Annotated in this window: 13 protein-coding genes; 8 read left to right on the forward strand and 5 right to left on the reverse strand. The window is 46.6% G+C overall.

Annotated features, from left to right (window positions below; translation table 11 throughout):
* The first annotated feature begins 99 nt into the window (after positions 1-99).
* Positions 100-1,206 carry a DNA-processing protein DprA gene (gene dprA / locus K7R11_RS02105; RefSeq protein WP_224488262.1) on the forward strand — a complete coding sequence of 369 codons (1,107 nt, stop codon included), beginning with the start codon at positions 100-102 and terminating at the stop codon, positions 1,204-1,206.
* A 2-nt stretch (positions 1,207-1,208) separates the two neighbouring features.
* Here the strand turns inward: dprA and trpS are convergent, their stop codons facing one another.
* On the reverse strand, positions 1,209-2,177 hold the full coding sequence (gene trpS, locus K7R11_RS02110) for a tryptophan--tRNA ligase (RefSeq protein WP_224488264.1): 969 nt from the start codon (positions 2,175-2,177) through the stop codon (positions 1,209-1,211).
* 308 nt (positions 2,178-2,485) lie between these two features.
* Between trpS and K7R11_RS02115 the strand changes: the two genes are divergently transcribed.
* Positions 2,486-3,049 carry a lysophospholipid acyltransferase family protein gene (locus K7R11_RS02115; protein ID WP_317196461.1) on the forward strand — a complete coding sequence of 188 codons (564 nt, stop codon included), beginning with the start codon at positions 2,486-2,488 and terminating at the stop codon, positions 3,047-3,049.
* Positions 3,050-3,122: 73 nt separating this feature from the next.
* Here K7R11_RS02115 and K7R11_RS02120 read toward each other — a convergent pair whose 3' ends face one another.
* The 4 genes from K7R11_RS02120 to recA all read right to left on the reverse strand — a co-directional run bounded on the left by K7R11_RS02120 (position 3,123) and on the right by recA (position 6,590).
* A complete protein-coding gene (locus K7R11_RS02120; protein ID WP_224488269.1) occupies positions 3,123-4,469 on the reverse strand; it encodes an outer membrane beta-barrel protein in 1,347 nt (448 codons plus the stop codon).
* The gene (locus tag K7R11_RS02125; RefSeq protein ID WP_224488271.1) at positions 4,469-5,020 is read right to left on the reverse strand and encodes an RNA polymerase sigma factor; all 552 of its coding nucleotides are present in this window, start codon (positions 5,018-5,020) and stop codon (positions 4,469-4,471) included. Before K7R11_RS02125 ends, K7R11_RS02120 begins: the two co-directional genes overlap by 1 nt.
* A gap of 19 nt (positions 5,021-5,039) precedes the next feature.
* Positions 5,040-5,483, reverse strand: coding sequence for a hypothetical protein (locus K7R11_RS02130; protein ID WP_224488274.1), 444 nt, complete (start codon positions 5,481-5,483; stop codon positions 5,040-5,042).
* Positions 5,484-5,582: 99 nt separating this feature from the next.
* A complete protein-coding gene (gene recA, locus K7R11_RS02135; RefSeq protein ID WP_224488276.1) occupies positions 5,583-6,590 on the reverse strand; it encodes a recombinase RecA in 1,008 nt (335 codons plus the stop codon).
* A 240-nt stretch (positions 6,591-6,830) separates the two neighbouring features.
* Here recA and trhO point away from each other — a divergent pair, with 240 nt between their 5' ends.
* From trhO to K7R11_RS02165, 6 genes are all read left to right on the forward strand, one after another.
* Entirely contained in the window at positions 6,831-7,862 is a 1,032-nt protein-coding gene (gene trhO, locus K7R11_RS02140) for an oxygen-dependent tRNA uridine(34) hydroxylase TrhO (protein ID WP_224488278.1), read from the forward strand.
* 113 nt (positions 7,863-7,975) lie between these two features.
* Positions 7,976-9,253, forward strand: coding sequence for a PSP1 domain-containing protein (locus tag K7R11_RS02145; protein WP_224488280.1), 1,278 nt, complete (start codon positions 7,976-7,978; stop codon positions 9,251-9,253).
* Positions 9,246-9,728, forward strand: coding sequence for a gliding motility lipoprotein GldH (locus K7R11_RS02150; RefSeq protein ID WP_224488282.1), 483 nt, complete (start codon positions 9,246-9,248; stop codon positions 9,726-9,728). Before K7R11_RS02145 ends, K7R11_RS02150 begins: the two co-directional genes overlap by 8 nt.
* Positions 9,729-9,737: 9 nt before the next feature.
* Positions 9,738-12,080, forward strand: a complete 2,343-nt coding sequence (locus K7R11_RS02155) for a penicillin-binding protein 1A (RefSeq protein ID WP_224488285.1) — start codon at positions 9,738-9,740, stop codon at positions 12,078-12,080.
* 147 nt (positions 12,081-12,227) lie between these two features.
* Complete coding sequence (locus K7R11_RS02160) at positions 12,228-12,929, forward strand: CoA transferase subunit A (protein WP_224488287.1); 702 nt, start codon at positions 12,228-12,230, stop codon at positions 12,927-12,929.
* A gap of 1 nt (position 12,930) precedes the next feature.
* A complete protein-coding gene (locus tag K7R11_RS02165) occupies positions 12,931-13,587 on the forward strand; it encodes a CoA transferase subunit B (protein WP_224488289.1) in 657 nt (218 codons plus the stop codon).
* Positions 13,588-13,799 lie beyond the last annotated feature (212 nt).

A 13,799-nucleotide genomic window follows, 5' to 3' on the forward strand; every position in this document is an offset into this window, starting at 1 on the left:
AACAAAGATGTAAAAAAATGTAAAAGGATTTGAGATTGTTATCCTAAATTTATTAACAGATTAAGAAATCCCCCTATTAACGTCCGGAAAATCAAAACAATGACCAGTCAGAACGAATTGTATTTTTTGCTGGCCCTGCAGGGAACTCCGCGGATCGGGGATCTCAGGGCAAGAAAAATGATAGAAGCCTGCGGGAGTGCTGAAGCCGTTTTCAGCGAATCTCCGGGGAAATTAATGCAGATCGCGGGGATAGGTTCTGCCGCAGTCCGTATGATAAGGGAAAAGGAAAATCTGACCCGGGCCGGGAAGGAACTCCATTGGATAGAATCGCGCAATATCAGGGCCATTCCGTTTACGCATCCTGACTTTCCCTTCAGGCTCAATCAATGTCCGGACGGTCCATTGGTTTTGTTTGTTCAGGGAGATGTGAATCTGAACCCTAGGCGTTGTATAAGTATAGTAGGTACAAGGCGGCTTACCCGTGAAGGCAGGGAATTTTGCGAACAGTTTGTAAAGGACCTCCTTCCGTATGCACCTGTAATTGTAAGCGGCTATGCCTATGGGGCGGATATTTGCGCCCACCTTTCGGCAGTGGAAAATGGCTTGCAAACCATAGCTTGTATGGCTCATGGATTAGGGCAAACCTATCCTTATGCGCATCGAATATACAATGACCGCATCCTCAAAAACGGCGGGTTCATCACCGATTTTTGGGGTAATGAAGGTCCGGAGAGAGATCACTTTCTTAGGCGCAACCGGATCATTGCAGGAATCTCTGAGGCTGTGGTCGTTGTGGAGTCCGCAGAAAAGGGAGGAAGCCTGGTCACCGCAGATATTGCCAATTCCTATGACCGGGAGGTCTTTGCGGTACCCGGCAGTCCCGGCGAACCATTTAAAAAAGGCTGTAATGCCCTTATTAAGAAACACCGGGCTCATCTTCTGGAGAGCGCCGAAGACCTGGTGTATATGCTGGGATGGGATGAAACCTCAAAGCGAAATAGTCCGGCTCAGCCCCAGTTGTTTCCGGTTCTTGATCCGGATGAAGAGGAGGTCTATGAAAAACTGCACCTGCATGGGAAGATGCTCATAGACGATATCGCCTTGTCTTGTCAAATGCCGGTACAAAGAGTCTCGGTAACCCTGTTAGGTATGGAAATGCGGGGGGTGGTCCGGCCGCTGCCCGGGAAATATTTTGAAATTGCCTGAATTTAGTAGCCCATCTTTTCCCGTACGCGCTGGAGCACCTTGTTGGCCACCGCAGCCGCTTTTGCAGCGCCTTCTTCAAGAATCGCATTAACCTCTTCCGGGTGATCCATAAAATAATTGAAGCGCTCCCGCTCTTCTGCAAAACGGGCTGTGATGAGTTCGTACAGTGCCTGTTTGGCATGGCCGTAACCAAAGCCGCCGGCAAGGTATTTTTGGCGTAGGTCTTCCGTCTCAGCTGTGCTGGCCATCAGTTTATAGAGCGCAAAAACGTTGCATGTGTCAGGATCTTTAGGTTCCTCCAGCGGGGTGCTGTCGGTTTTAATACCCATAATTTGTTTTCTGAGCTTTTTATCCGGAAGAAATATGTTGATGATATTATCTCTTGATTTGCTCATTTTTTCCCCATCGGTTCCCGGAACCAGTTTGGTGTTCTCCTGCACCCTGGCTTCAGGCATGACAAAGAGCTCTCCAACCTTGCTGTGTATTCTCGAGGCCACATCCCTGGTCATTTCCAGGTGTTGCAACTGGTCTTTTCCTACGGGTACGTACTCTGCGTCATAGAGCAGGATGTCTGCAGCCATGAGCATGGGGTACGTAAAGAGGCCGGTGTTCACATCAGCCAGCCTGTCGGCCTTATCTTTAAAGGAGTGGGCAAGTGTTAACCGCTGGTAAGGGAAATAGCAGCTCAGGTACCAGGTGAGCTCTGTGGTTTGTGGCACGTCGCTTTGGCGGTAGAAAACAGATTTACTGGTATCGAGTCCGCAGGCAAGCCAGGCCGCAGCAGTAGCAAGGGTGTTGGCACGCAGGGTATCCCCGTCTTTTATCTGGGTAAGTGAGTGCAGGTCGGCTATAAAAAGAAAGGAATCGTTTTCCGGCTGCTTTGCCATTTCAATAGCGGGGATGATCGCTCCCAGGAGATTACCAAGATGTGGAACACCCGTACTTTGAATGCCTGTTAAAATTCTTGCCATTTATATTGAGCTTTAGTGTCGCGCAAAGTTAAGTATCGTAAAAGACTTTAAAAATAGCCTTGGAGTATTTGTTGGTACCTTTTGAATTAATAGGTTATGTTTGTAACCGTAGTTAATAGTATTGCTCCATGCTCAAGCCACTGAGATGTTTTTTAATGTTGTTGTATCGAATATGGTTCTATCTCCTTGCGGGGATACCGATACTCCTCTTTTTTCCGGTACTGTTGATCCTTACCTCTACTGAACGTTTATACCCGCAATTCTTCTGGTTTGCAAGGAATATTTGGGCAACCACTATATTATATGGGATGGGTTTTTTTCCCACTTTTGAGAAGGAACAGAAACTGGAGAAAGGAAAAAGTTATATGCTGGTAGCTAATCATGTTTCTATGGCCGATATCATGCTTATGCTCAGGGCAAGCCGAAACCCTTTCGTTTTTGTTGGGAAGAAGGAATTGGTAAAACTACCTGTATTCGGTTTCTTTTACAGGAAGGTGTGCATCATGGTGGACCGCAGTTGCACCAAAAGCAGGTCCGGTGTTTTTAAGAGGGCCCAGGCCCGTTTGAACCAGGGGCTGAGTATTTGCATATTTCCGGAAGGGGGAGTGCCTATAGAAGAAGATATTGTTCTGGATAGGTTTAAGGATGGAGCCTTCAGTCTGGCCATAGATCATCAGATTCCTGTGGTTCCTATGACATTCCGCGATAATAAAAAACGGTTTCCATTTGAGTTTTGCAAGGGAGGGCCCGGAAGGATGAGGGTCCATATCCATCGTTTCCTTGATACCGAAGGTAAAGATCTCAGTTGTAAAAGCCAGTTAAGGGATCAAACCCGTAAGGTGATCCTGGATTGTCTTCTGGAAGAGCAGTAAAAAAAATGCTCCCCACCACAGGGAGCATTCCGGTCATCATTGCTTTAGCAATTTAACCTAACCAACTAAAAGTTTAAAACCTAAAACTAAAACCTGTATATATCCCCAGGAGATATGGGCTGAAACCGCCGTCATTCCCTGAGAAGGTATTCCATTGATATTTGAACATAGGCTCGAGGTTGAACAAAAGTTCGTCAGTAAAGCGGTAGTCTACCCCAACTCCCAGGTTGGTGCTAAAATTCATGGAATTAATATTGTTGGCCTCCCCGACTTCGGTATAAATAGTTGAAGACTGAAGAAGGATCTGATTGTCCAGAAGGAATAAAGAGCTCACACCGCCAATCAGGTGAACCCCGAGGCGATTTCCTGTCATTTGATATTTTAATTCAAAGGGAACTTCGAGGTATCCCATACGTTGTATCATGTTGCCGTTATAGATCGCGCCTGCCTTCGGGATATCAGACTGGATAGTGCTCTGTGGGCGTTGCCCAAGATCACTGATGATAATGTTCAGGTTATTGTTGGAGTAATCGATCGTTTCGGAGCTCCGGGCCGACGCAGTACCTGCAGAAAAGGAAACCCCGTCTGTGGTGTATCCCATGGTAACCCTGTTCACCCCGGTGCGGACGATCAGTTTATTGGCAGCCTGGTAAGCCACATTAAGCCCGTAACTCAGGTGGGTTTCCCCGTTTTTTGAATTATCGTTAAACCTTTGTGCCACGGGAGATCCGCTTTTTAAGGTGTTGTAATAAACCGGGGCAATGGAGGGGTTGACCGTCCATCGGTTTAAACCGGGCTGCTTTTCGTTCAGTGCCTCTGACGGATCATCAAGGTGGGCCGTTAACACGCTTCGCGATGCATCATCCTTTTGTGGGTCTCGCTCAAGGAATAAGGTACCTGATAGGGTTAGTGGTAAAGGCATGCCCGTTATGGAGTTGGGGGTAAGGGAAACCATGGTTTGGAGGGTGTTTTTTTCAAGGCCGGCAGTGCCTGGTTCTGTTGTTAAAGGCTGCCCGGTTTCTCCCTTGATGTTGTCATAGGCGGAAGAGAAGGCGTTTTTAACCTGAATTTCCGGAGAGGATGCGAAGCTGGATTCGGTCTGAGTAACCTTTACCCCGGGAAAATTATCCTTTTGTGGGGTATTAACCGGGGTAGGGACGTCCTCGGCAGGAACAGAGGTTACAGGAAGAGAAGGCTGAGGTGTAACCGGAGCTGTAAGGTAGGCCAATGTGCCCATAAGGGCTATGGCCATTACAGCGGCGATTCCGCCAAGTCTTTTCCATAGAAAGATGGGTACGCGTCTTTTCTCTGAAGCCTCAAGGCGATTCAGAATACCATCCCAGAGGTCGTGCTGCGGACGGGATTCGAAATCCTTAAATCGCTCCTGGAATAATCTTTCAAGATCTTTCTCTTCTTTCATTATTGATTAGAGCTTTTAGCTTCTTTTTGGTGAATTATTTCTCGTATTCTTGTTCTTAATAGGGCTTTTGCCCTGGCCAGATTCGACTTTGAAGTTCCGGTGCTGATTCCCAGCATTTCTGATATCTCCCTGTGTGAATATCCGTCCAGAACGTAGAGGTTAAAGGTTAGACGGTACTGATCGGGGAGCTCCTGAATGAGTTTGAGCAGGGTGTCCAGGTCGGTATCATCTTCTTCGATAACAAGGGCGGCCGTATCAGGTAACTCCTGGGTTGACACCAGGTACAGCACCCCATCTTTCCGGTATTTCTGTAAAACCGTATTGATGGTGATCCTTTTCAGCCATCCTTCGAAAGATCCCTTAAAGTGGTATTGACCGATCTTCTCAAATATGGTCACAAAACTATCCTGTAAATTATCTTCGGCTTCGACCCGGTTTCGCGAATATTTAAGACACACCGAATAGAGTTTGTCTCCGAATATGCGATATAATTCCTCCTGGGCCTTTCGGTCCTGTTGAATACAACGCGAAACGAGTTTTTTAAGCTGCACCTACTTAGAGTGATCTGTTTTAATTGGTCTGAGGGTTTACTACCGGTACTTCATAGACAATGAACTGGTCTTCGCCACTGGTATCGGTCCCGGAGTATAATTTAAAGACATATGTGTCAGTAAACAATACCTCAAAGTCAAAAAATGATGTGATCGTTTCCTCTGGTAGTTCTTCGCAATTGGTTCGCTCCACCACAGAACTTATCGGGTAAATCGTCCGTTCTGTGTTGGTGTCGCCGGTGCGGGAAAAATCAAAGCCTTCGAAGTAATGGCACGTGCTTGGTCGGAGCATGGTTACATCGATCCGGTAAATCTTCCCGAATTCAAAGCTTTCCGGAAAATCTGCGCTTACCACCTCGAGGGCCTCAAAGTAATAGTCAACCCCATCATCATCATTAAGATCACAACCGTGCAGGGTCAGGAGAAAAGGTAAAACAACTATATATATCAGAAGTTTCTTCATCTTGATCCTAAACGTTGGTTTTACTATCTAGATGCAGAAAATCTTAAATGGTTGCGTATCAGCATAAAAAAACCCGGAAGATTATCCGGGTTTTTGTTGTTATTCTTTCAGGGCTTTGATGGCCTCTCTGATCTTTTCTTCGAGTTCCTCGAGCAGTTCGGGGTTGTCTTTAAGCAGAACCTTTACTGCATCCCTTCCTTGTCCGAGCTTGGTGTCGCCGTAGCTGAACCAGGAGCCGCTCTTTTTAATAATGTCGTATTCGACACCCAGGTCGAGGATTTCTCCGATTCTCGAAATTCCTTCCCCGTACATAATATCGAATTCCGTCGCTTTAAACGGTGGTGCTACCTTGTTCTTTACGACCTTTACCCGTGTCTTGTTTCCTGAAACATCTCCGCCACTGTCTTTAATCTGGGTAGATCTTCTTATATCCAGGCGCACAGAAGCATAGAATTTAAGAGCATTACCCCCGGTAGTGGTTTCCGGATTACCGAACATTACTCCGATCTTTTCCCTTAGCTGGTTGATGAAGATCACGGTACATTTGGTTTTGCTGATACTGGAGGTTAGTTTTCGAAGGGCCTGGGACATCAGTCTTGCATGTAATCCCATTTTGGAATCTCCCATCTCACCTTCGATCTCACTTTTAGGGGTAAGGGCTGCCACAGAGTCAATGATCACAATATCAATAGCGCCGGAACGGATCAGGTTGTCTGCGATTTCCAGAGCCTGCTCTCCGTTGTCGGGCTGAGAGATGATCAGGTTGTCGATGTCTACCCCCAGCTTTTCGGCATAAAACCTGTCAAAAGCATGTTCGGCATCGATAAATGCAGCAATCCCCCCAGCTTTCTGAGCTTCGGCAATGGCGTGAAGGGTGAGGGTAGTCTTACCTGAGGATTCAGGCCCGTAAATTTCAATGACCCTTCCCTTTGGGTATCCTCCAACACCGAGGGCGATATCCAGACCTATGGATCCGGATGGAATAACTTCTACATCCTGAACCACGCTGTCTCCCATTTTCATGACCGCCCCTTTTCCGTAGGTCTTGTCAAGTTTGTCTAACGTGAGTTTCAGCGCTTTTAACTTCGCATCTTTTTCCGAGCTCATGTACGATATGGTTTTATTTTGTGAATGCTGCTAAAATACTATTTATTTTTCACCAGACAATTACTAAAACCCCACTTTTTTATGGAATAATTCCACAAATAGGGATTAAATCCAAATTCTTATGAATGTTTCAACAGGGGATGGGGTGGGAATAAACACTGCGGCGCCCGGTATTTTCAGGAGGGCCAAAAATACCTTACTTTTGCGGTTTAATTAACGCTTATAAAATTTAAGTATAGCATGCAACTGTACAATAAATTAAGCGCAGAAGAGCGTAAAGAACTGATAGCAAAGGCCGGGAAGGACCGGTTAACCATATCTTTTTATCAATATCATCATATTCAGAATCCTGATGATTTCAGGGATCAGCTCTTTTTGGAGTGGGATGCCCTCGAAGTTCTTGGGAGGATTTATGTGGCCCATGAAGGTATTAATGCCCAGCTCTCGCTGCCTGCCGAAAATTTCGAAGCATTTAAGAAGCACCTCGACAGCATTGATTTTCTGGAGGATGTGCGCCTGAACATAGCGATTGAACAGGATAATTTTTCCTTTCTGAAGCTCAAGATCAAGGTTCGTGATAAGATCGTTGCCGACGGGTTGGATGATGCGAGTTTTGATGTCACCAATAAGGGAGTGCATCTTGATGCGCAGGGATTCAATCAGATCCTGGAAGACCCCAACACGGTGGTAGTAGATATGAGAAATCACTATGAAAGTGAGATTGGTCATTTTAGAAATGCCATTACCCCTGATGTGGATACCTTCAGGGAGTCGCTTCCTATCATTGAGGAGGATCTTAAGGAGCACAAGGAAGACCGCAACCTGGTTATGTATTGTACCGGGGGAATACGTTGCGAAAAGGCCAGTGCCTATTACAAGCACAAGGGCTTCAGGAATGTATACCAGCTGGAAGGCGGTATCATCAATTATTTTCGCCAGGTACAGGAAATGGGACTGGAAAATAAGTTTATAGGGAAAAACTTCGTCTTCGATGACCGGCGTGCCGAACGCATTTCTGACGATGTGATTGCCAGCTGCCACCAATGTGGAAAGCCATGTGATACGCATGTGAACTGCGCGAATGACGGCTGTCATTTGCTCTTTATTCAGTGTGAAGCGTGTGCGGCAGAGATGGATAGGTGTTGTTCAGATCGGTGTAAGGAGATCATAGCACTCCCAGAAGAGGAGCAAAAGCGTTTGCGACGCGGTAAGGACAAAAGCAACAAGATCTTTAAAAAGGGAAGGTCCGAATCGCTTTTGTATAAAAAGTAGCGCGTTTTTCTTGTTGCGAAATAATCTTATCTTTACGAAGATAGTTAACGGAAATATGAACTTTCTCCGGAGGTTGCTGCAGCCGCAGCACAACCGGTTCAAGATATAAAATTATGGGTTGTAGCAGTTGTTCAACCGGTAAGGATGGGCAGCCGCGCGGGTGTAAGAATAATGGAACTTGCGGAAGTGACGGTTGTAATAAACTTACGGTATTTGATTGGCTTTCCAATATGTCTCTCCCCAATGGTCAAAAGCCTTTTGACTGCGTGGAGGTACGTTTCAAGAATAGTAGAAAAGAGTTTTTCAGAAATACAGAGAACCTGACCCTGTCTATAGGGGACGTGGTGGCTACTGAAGCCAGCCCCGGACATGACGTCGGTATTGTTACCCTCGTCGGGGAGCTGGTAAAAGTGCAGATGAAGAAAAAGGGCACGGATCCTGAAGATCCTGCCATGCCTAAGGTTTACCGGAAGGCCTCTCAAAAGGATATCGATATCTGGCAAGGGGTAAGAGACCGGGAGGCTGCTGTTCAAAAGCGCTCCAGGGAACTGGCTATTGCCCTCGGACTGGAGATGAAGATCTCTGATGTCGAATTCCAGGGAGACGGCTCCAAAGCGACATTTTATTACACGGCCGAAGGGCGCGTGGATTTTCGTCAACTCATTAAGGACATGGCCCGGGCCTTTAATATCCGAATTGAGATGCGGCAGATCGGGTACCGGCAGGAGGCCTCCAGGCTGGGAGGAATCGGCTCCTGCGGAAGAGAACTTTGTTGCTCTACATGGCTGACAGATTTTCGTTCGGTAAACACCGCAAGTGCCCGCTACCAGCAGTTGTCTCTTAATCCGCAAAAGCTTGCAGGGCAGTGTGGGAAGCTCAAGTGCTGTCTCAATTACGAGCTGGATGCTTACCTCGATGCGCTCAAGGAATTTCCGAAACAGGATGTGAAGCTGGAAACCGAAAAAGGGCTTGCCGTTTGTCAGAAGATAGATATTTTTAAAGGCCTTATGTGGTATGCCTATGAAGGGGATTGGGCAAAATGGCATATGCTGTCGGTAGACCAGGTGAATACCATAATAGATAAAAATAAGGCCGGTGAACCGGTAGCAGGACTGGAAGATTTTGCCCTGGATCCTGCAGAAGATACTAAAAAGGACTTTGAGAACGTTGTAGGTCAGGACAGCCTTACCCGTTTTGACAGGCCTAAGAATCGCAGAAAGAATACCAAGCGCTCAAAGGGAAGACCCCCAAAAGGAGGAGGTAAACCCCAGCAGAAAGGAAACGCCCCTAAGAAGGCAGCCCCTGCCGGTAAAAAGAGCGATGGAAAAGGAAAAGGCAAAGGAAACGCGAACCGAAAACCGAATAAAAGAAGAAACCCCAGAAATGCTTAAACAATCCCTTCTCATTGGCCTGCTTATGCTGGTAGCCGGGTGCAGTAAGAATAAGATCGCGTTTGCCGATTATCAAAATATTGAAGATGGCTGGAAAAAAGACCAGGCCGTAACCTTCACCTTTGATGCTCCGGATACCCTGAACGTGTATGACCTCTTTATCAATCTTCGCAATGATGAGCGGTTTCCCTACAGTAATATCTTTCTTATCGTCAATATGGAATTTCCCGAAGGCCGTGTCATTACCGATACGCTGGAGTATGAAATGGCCCGCCCGAACGGCGAGTGGTTAGGTCAGGGTTTTACCGATCTCAAGGAAAATAAGCTGTGGTATAAAGAAGGGGTGAAGTTCCCGGATACCGGCAGCTATACCCTCGAGGTTTACCACGCCATGAGGAGAATCGGAAATGTGGAAGGCGTGACATCTCTGGAAGGGATTACAGACGTAGGTATATCGATAGAAAATAAAGAATAGTGTTGTTTTATGGCTAAAAAGGCTGCCTCAAATAAAAAGAAAAAGAACCAGGGATCCCGTAAATATGTATGGTGGTTCTGGAGATTATTCGCACTTGGTGTGGGTGCGGTGGTGTTATTGTTCGTCCTGGCTTCCTGGGGGGTGTTCGGAGCACTTCCCACATTTGAGATCCTGGAAAATCCACAGACTAACCTGGCCTCTGAGGTCATTTCCTCCGATGGCAAAACTCTGGGGAAATATTACCTGAGCGACAACCGTACGCCCGTTCCCTTTGATAACCTGCCAGACCATCTGGTTAACGCTTTGGTAGCCACCGAAGATGAACGGTTCTTTGAGCATTCCGGCATCGACGCCTGGGGTACCCTCAGGGCAGTTGCCTTTCTGGGGTCTAAGGGAGGGGCAAGTACCATCTCCCAGCAGTTGGCCAAACAGTTATTTACCGACCAGGTTTCCGCAAATATCGGAGAGCGGATCCTACAGAAGGTTAAAGAATGGATCATAGCTGTTCAGCTGGAAAAACAGTATACCAAGGAAGAGATCATAGCCATGTATTTTAATATCTATGATTTTAACAACAATGCCGATGGAATACGTTCTGCCGCCCGGATCTATTTCGGAAAGGAACCCGCAGAACTCAATGTGGAAGAATCTGCCATGCTGGTAGGAATGTTTAAAAACTCTGCCCTGTATAACCCCAGAAGAAATGTTGAAGGGGTAACCAACAGAAGAAATGTCGTGCTCGGGCAGATGTATAAGAATGATTTTCTAACTAAAAAGCAAAAGGACAGCCTGCAGGCATTGCCCCTTGAGATCGATTATCACCCGGAATCTCATAGCCAGGGCATCGCCACCTATTTCAGGATGTACCTGAGAGACTGGTTGAAAAACTGGGCCGACGAAGAAGAGAACCGGAAACCGGACGGATCCAAGTATAACATCTACCTGGATGGACTTAAGATCTTTACCACCATAGATTCGCGCATGCAGGCGTATGCTGAAGAATCTGTAAATGAGCATATGCCCAGACTGCAGGCCGAATTCTTTCATCAGAATACCAAGAAAAGAAATCCTACTGCTCCATGGCAGGACCTGAGGAAAGGACAGATAGACACCCTGATGCGCTTAACCATGAGGCGCTCAGAGCGGTGGAGACATATGAAATACGACCTTAAAAAGGACGACGAAGAGATCGAAGCATCCTTTCACGAACCGGTTCCTATGGAGGTCTTTTCCTGGAAAGGCGATATAGACACAGTGATGACCCCGATGGATTCCATCAGGTATTACAAATATTTCCTGAGAACAGGGATGATGTCTATGGAACCGCAAACCGGACACGTGAAGGCCTGGGTTGGAGGAATAAACTACAGGCACTTCCAGTACGATCAGGTAAAGCAAGCGAAGCGCCAGGCAGGATCTACCTTTAAACCCTTTGTGTATTCCACCGCGATAGATCAGTTGCACCTTTCTCCATGTGATGAATATCCGGATCTGCCTACCTGTATCGAGGCCGGAAAATATGGAAATATGGAAGCCTGGTGTCCCGAGAATTCCAGCGGGAAATTTACAGGAGAAAGCATTACACTTAAGGAGGGTCTTGCCAATTCGGTGAATTCGATAACAGCGCGATTAATGGATATGGTAGGGCCACAACCAGTCGTGAACCTGATCAAAAAAATGGGGGTGGAAGCCAGTATACTTCCCGTACCTTCTATTGCTCTGGGTACTCCTGATATCTCCATTTATGAAATGGTGGGAGCTTACGGAACCTTTGCCAACCAGGGAGTGTATGTAAAGCCTGTAATGATCACCCGGATCGAAGATAAGAATGGTACCGTACTCTACGAATCGGTGCCGGAAACACAGGATGTCCTGAGTCCTGAGATCGCTTATGCCACGGTGAACCTGATGAAAGGGGTTACCGAGTCGGGGTCGGGAATGCGTTTGAGGCATTCGTCCCTTGGCGACGTACCCGTTTATAAGGAGATCATTACCGGTTATCCTTACGGATTTGATAATCCTATCGCCGGGAAAACCGGAACCACCCAGAATCAAAGTGACGGTTGGTTTATGGGAATGGTGCCTAACCTGGTTACCGGGGTTTGGGTCGGAGGAGAAGACCGTTCAACCCACTTTGCCACGATAACCTACGGACAGGGTGCCTCTATGGCCCTGCCTATATGGGGGTTGTATATGAAGAAGTGTTATGGTGATGAGGATCTAAAAGTTTCAAAAGACGACTTTGAGCAGCCCGAAGATCTTAGTATCAGAGTAGATTGCGATCTCGCTGCCGAGGCAGAAACCGATAGTATTCCGAAACCTAAAAAACCGGCCGTAGAGATCGATTTCTAGATCCATGGCCGGCTTCATTCTCAGCAGGATAAAAAATCAGCAAATCCAAAACTGCTTTTTATTGATTATTCGTATTTTTCAGGTTGCAATCAAACAACACGTAAACCTCTTTGATTTAAGGAGGTAAACAGAAAAACACTGAAAATTATGATCAATAAAAAGGTGCCTTCTGCCACAGAAGCACTTCAGGGAGTCCGCGATGGAATGACCCTGATGCTCGGCGGATTTGGTCTTTGCGGGATTCCCGAAAACAGTATCAACCGCCTGGTGGAACTGGGAGTAAAGGAACTTACCTGTATCTCTAATAATGCCGGGGTAGATGATTTCGGTCTCGGCTTACTACTTCAAAAAAGACAGATAAAAAAGATGATCTCCTCTTACGTGGGAGAGAATGATGAATTCGAAAGGCAAATGCTTAGCGGTGAGCTTGAAGTCGACCTTGTTCCCCAGGGCAGTCTGGCAGAAAGGTGCCGTGCTGCACAAGCGGGTATTCCTGCCTTTTTTACCCCGGCCGGATACGGAACCGAGGTTGGAGAAGGTAAGGAGAGTCGGGATTTCAATGGTAAAATGCATATTCTTGAGCATGCATTTGAAGCCGATTTTGCCTTTGTGAAGGCCTGGAAGGGGGATGAAGCCGGCAATCTTGTCTTTAAAGGAACCGCAAGAAACTTTAATCCGGTAATGTGTGGAGCGGCTAAAATTACGGTTGCTGAGGTGGAAGAACTGGTGCCTGCCGGGGAACTAGATCCGAATAGTATTCATATTCCGGGGATCTTTGTACAACGTATCTACCAGGGAGCCGCCTACGAAAAACGAATTGAACAACGAACCGTAAGAAAAAGACAGTAATATGAGCCTTACTAAAGAGCAAATAGCACAGCGCATCGCAAAAGAGGTTAAAGACGGATATTATGTGAACCTGGGTATCGGGATTCCTACGCTTGTTGCAAACTTCGTTCGCGACGATATTTCGGTCGAATTTCAAAGTGAGAATGGCGTGCTCGGGATGGGGCCGTTTCCTTATGAGGGAGAGGAAGACCCGGATATTATTAATGCCGGGAAACAAACCATTACCACCCTTCCAGGTGCCTCCTTCTTTGATTCAGCCATGAGTTTCTCCATGATCCGGGGGCAGCATGTACATCTCACCATTCTGGGCGCAATGGAAGTAGCCGAAAATGGGGATATCGCCAACTGGAAGATACCCGGAAAAATGGTGAAAGGTATGGGCGGGGCAATGGACCTTGTGGCTTCTGCGGAAAATATCATTGTAGCCATGATGCATACTAATAAGGCAGGCGATTCTAAACTCCTTGACCGTTGTACCCTGCCGCTAACCGGAGTGGGTTGCGTAAAAAAGATCGTAACCAATCTGGCGGTGCTGGAAGTGTCTGAAAACGGATTTGTACTGAAGGAACGTGCCCCGGGTGTTTCTGTAGAGGAAATTCAGGATGCAACCCTGGGAAAATTGATTGTTGAGGGCGAAATCCCTGAGATGATCCTATAATGTGACATATGGAAAACAATACTGCAGGTTCTTCGGGACCTGTTTTTTTATTCAAATAGTGCATTTCATCGAAAAAACAGGGTCATTAATCGAGGATGTAAGAAAATGTTGTATGTTTGATAATGAAAGCAACCCTGACGTTCTTACATATAACGGAATTATAAAAGGAAGGATACACAACAACAAAAAGGTGTTTTACAACTTAAATTCTT

It is taken from the genome of Robertkochia flava (assembly GCF_020166515.1).
In the GTDB taxonomy this organism is placed as follows: Bacteria; Bacteroidota; Bacteroidia; order Flavobacteriales; family Flavobacteriaceae; genus Robertkochia; species Robertkochia flava.

What these genes read in the sequence shown, in the direction of transcription:
- trpS (WP_224488264.1), bottom strand. Translation starts at nt 2,177, where the DNA reads ATGGCAAGAATTTTAACAGGCATTCAAAGTACGGGTGTTCCACATCTT.
- K7R11_RS02150 (WP_224488282.1), top strand. Translation starts at nt 9,246, where the DNA reads ATGCTTAAACAATCCCTTCTCATTGGCCTGCTTATGCTGGTAGCCGGG.
- dprA (WP_224488262.1), top strand. Translation starts at nt 100, where the DNA reads ATGACCAGTCAGAACGAATTGTATTTTTTGCTGGCCCTGCAGGGAACT.
- K7R11_RS02115 (WP_317196461.1), top strand. Translation starts at nt 2,486, where the DNA reads ATGGGTTTTTTTCCCACTTTTGAGAAGGAACAGAAACTGGAGAAAGGA.
- K7R11_RS02120 (WP_224488269.1), bottom strand. Translation starts at nt 4,469, where the DNA reads ATGAAAGAAGAGAAAGATCTTGAAAGATTATTCCAGGAGCGATTTAAG.
- K7R11_RS02160 (WP_224488287.1), top strand. Translation starts at nt 12,228, where the DNA reads ATGATCAATAAAAAGGTGCCTTCTGCCACAGAAGCACTTCAGGGAGTC.
- K7R11_RS02145 (WP_224488280.1), top strand. Translation starts at nt 7,976, where the DNA reads ATGGGTTGTAGCAGTTGTTCAACCGGTAAGGATGGGCAGCCGCGCGGG.
- K7R11_RS02130 (WP_224488274.1), bottom strand. Translation starts at nt 5,483, where the DNA reads ATGAAGAAACTTCTGATATATATAGTTGTTTTACCTTTTCTCCTGACC.
- K7R11_RS02165 (WP_224488289.1), top strand. Translation starts at nt 12,931, where the DNA reads ATGAGCCTTACTAAAGAGCAAATAGCACAGCGCATCGCAAAAGAGGTT.
- trhO (WP_224488278.1), top strand. Translation starts at nt 6,831, where the DNA reads ATGCAACTGTACAATAAATTAAGCGCAGAAGAGCGTAAAGAACTGATA.
- recA (WP_224488276.1), bottom strand. Translation starts at nt 6,590, where the DNA reads ATGAGCTCGGAAAAAGATGCGAAGTTAAAAGCGCTGAAACTCACGTTA.
- K7R11_RS02155 (WP_224488285.1), top strand. Translation starts at nt 9,738, where the DNA reads ATGGCTAAAAAGGCTGCCTCAAATAAAAAGAAAAAGAACCAGGGATCC.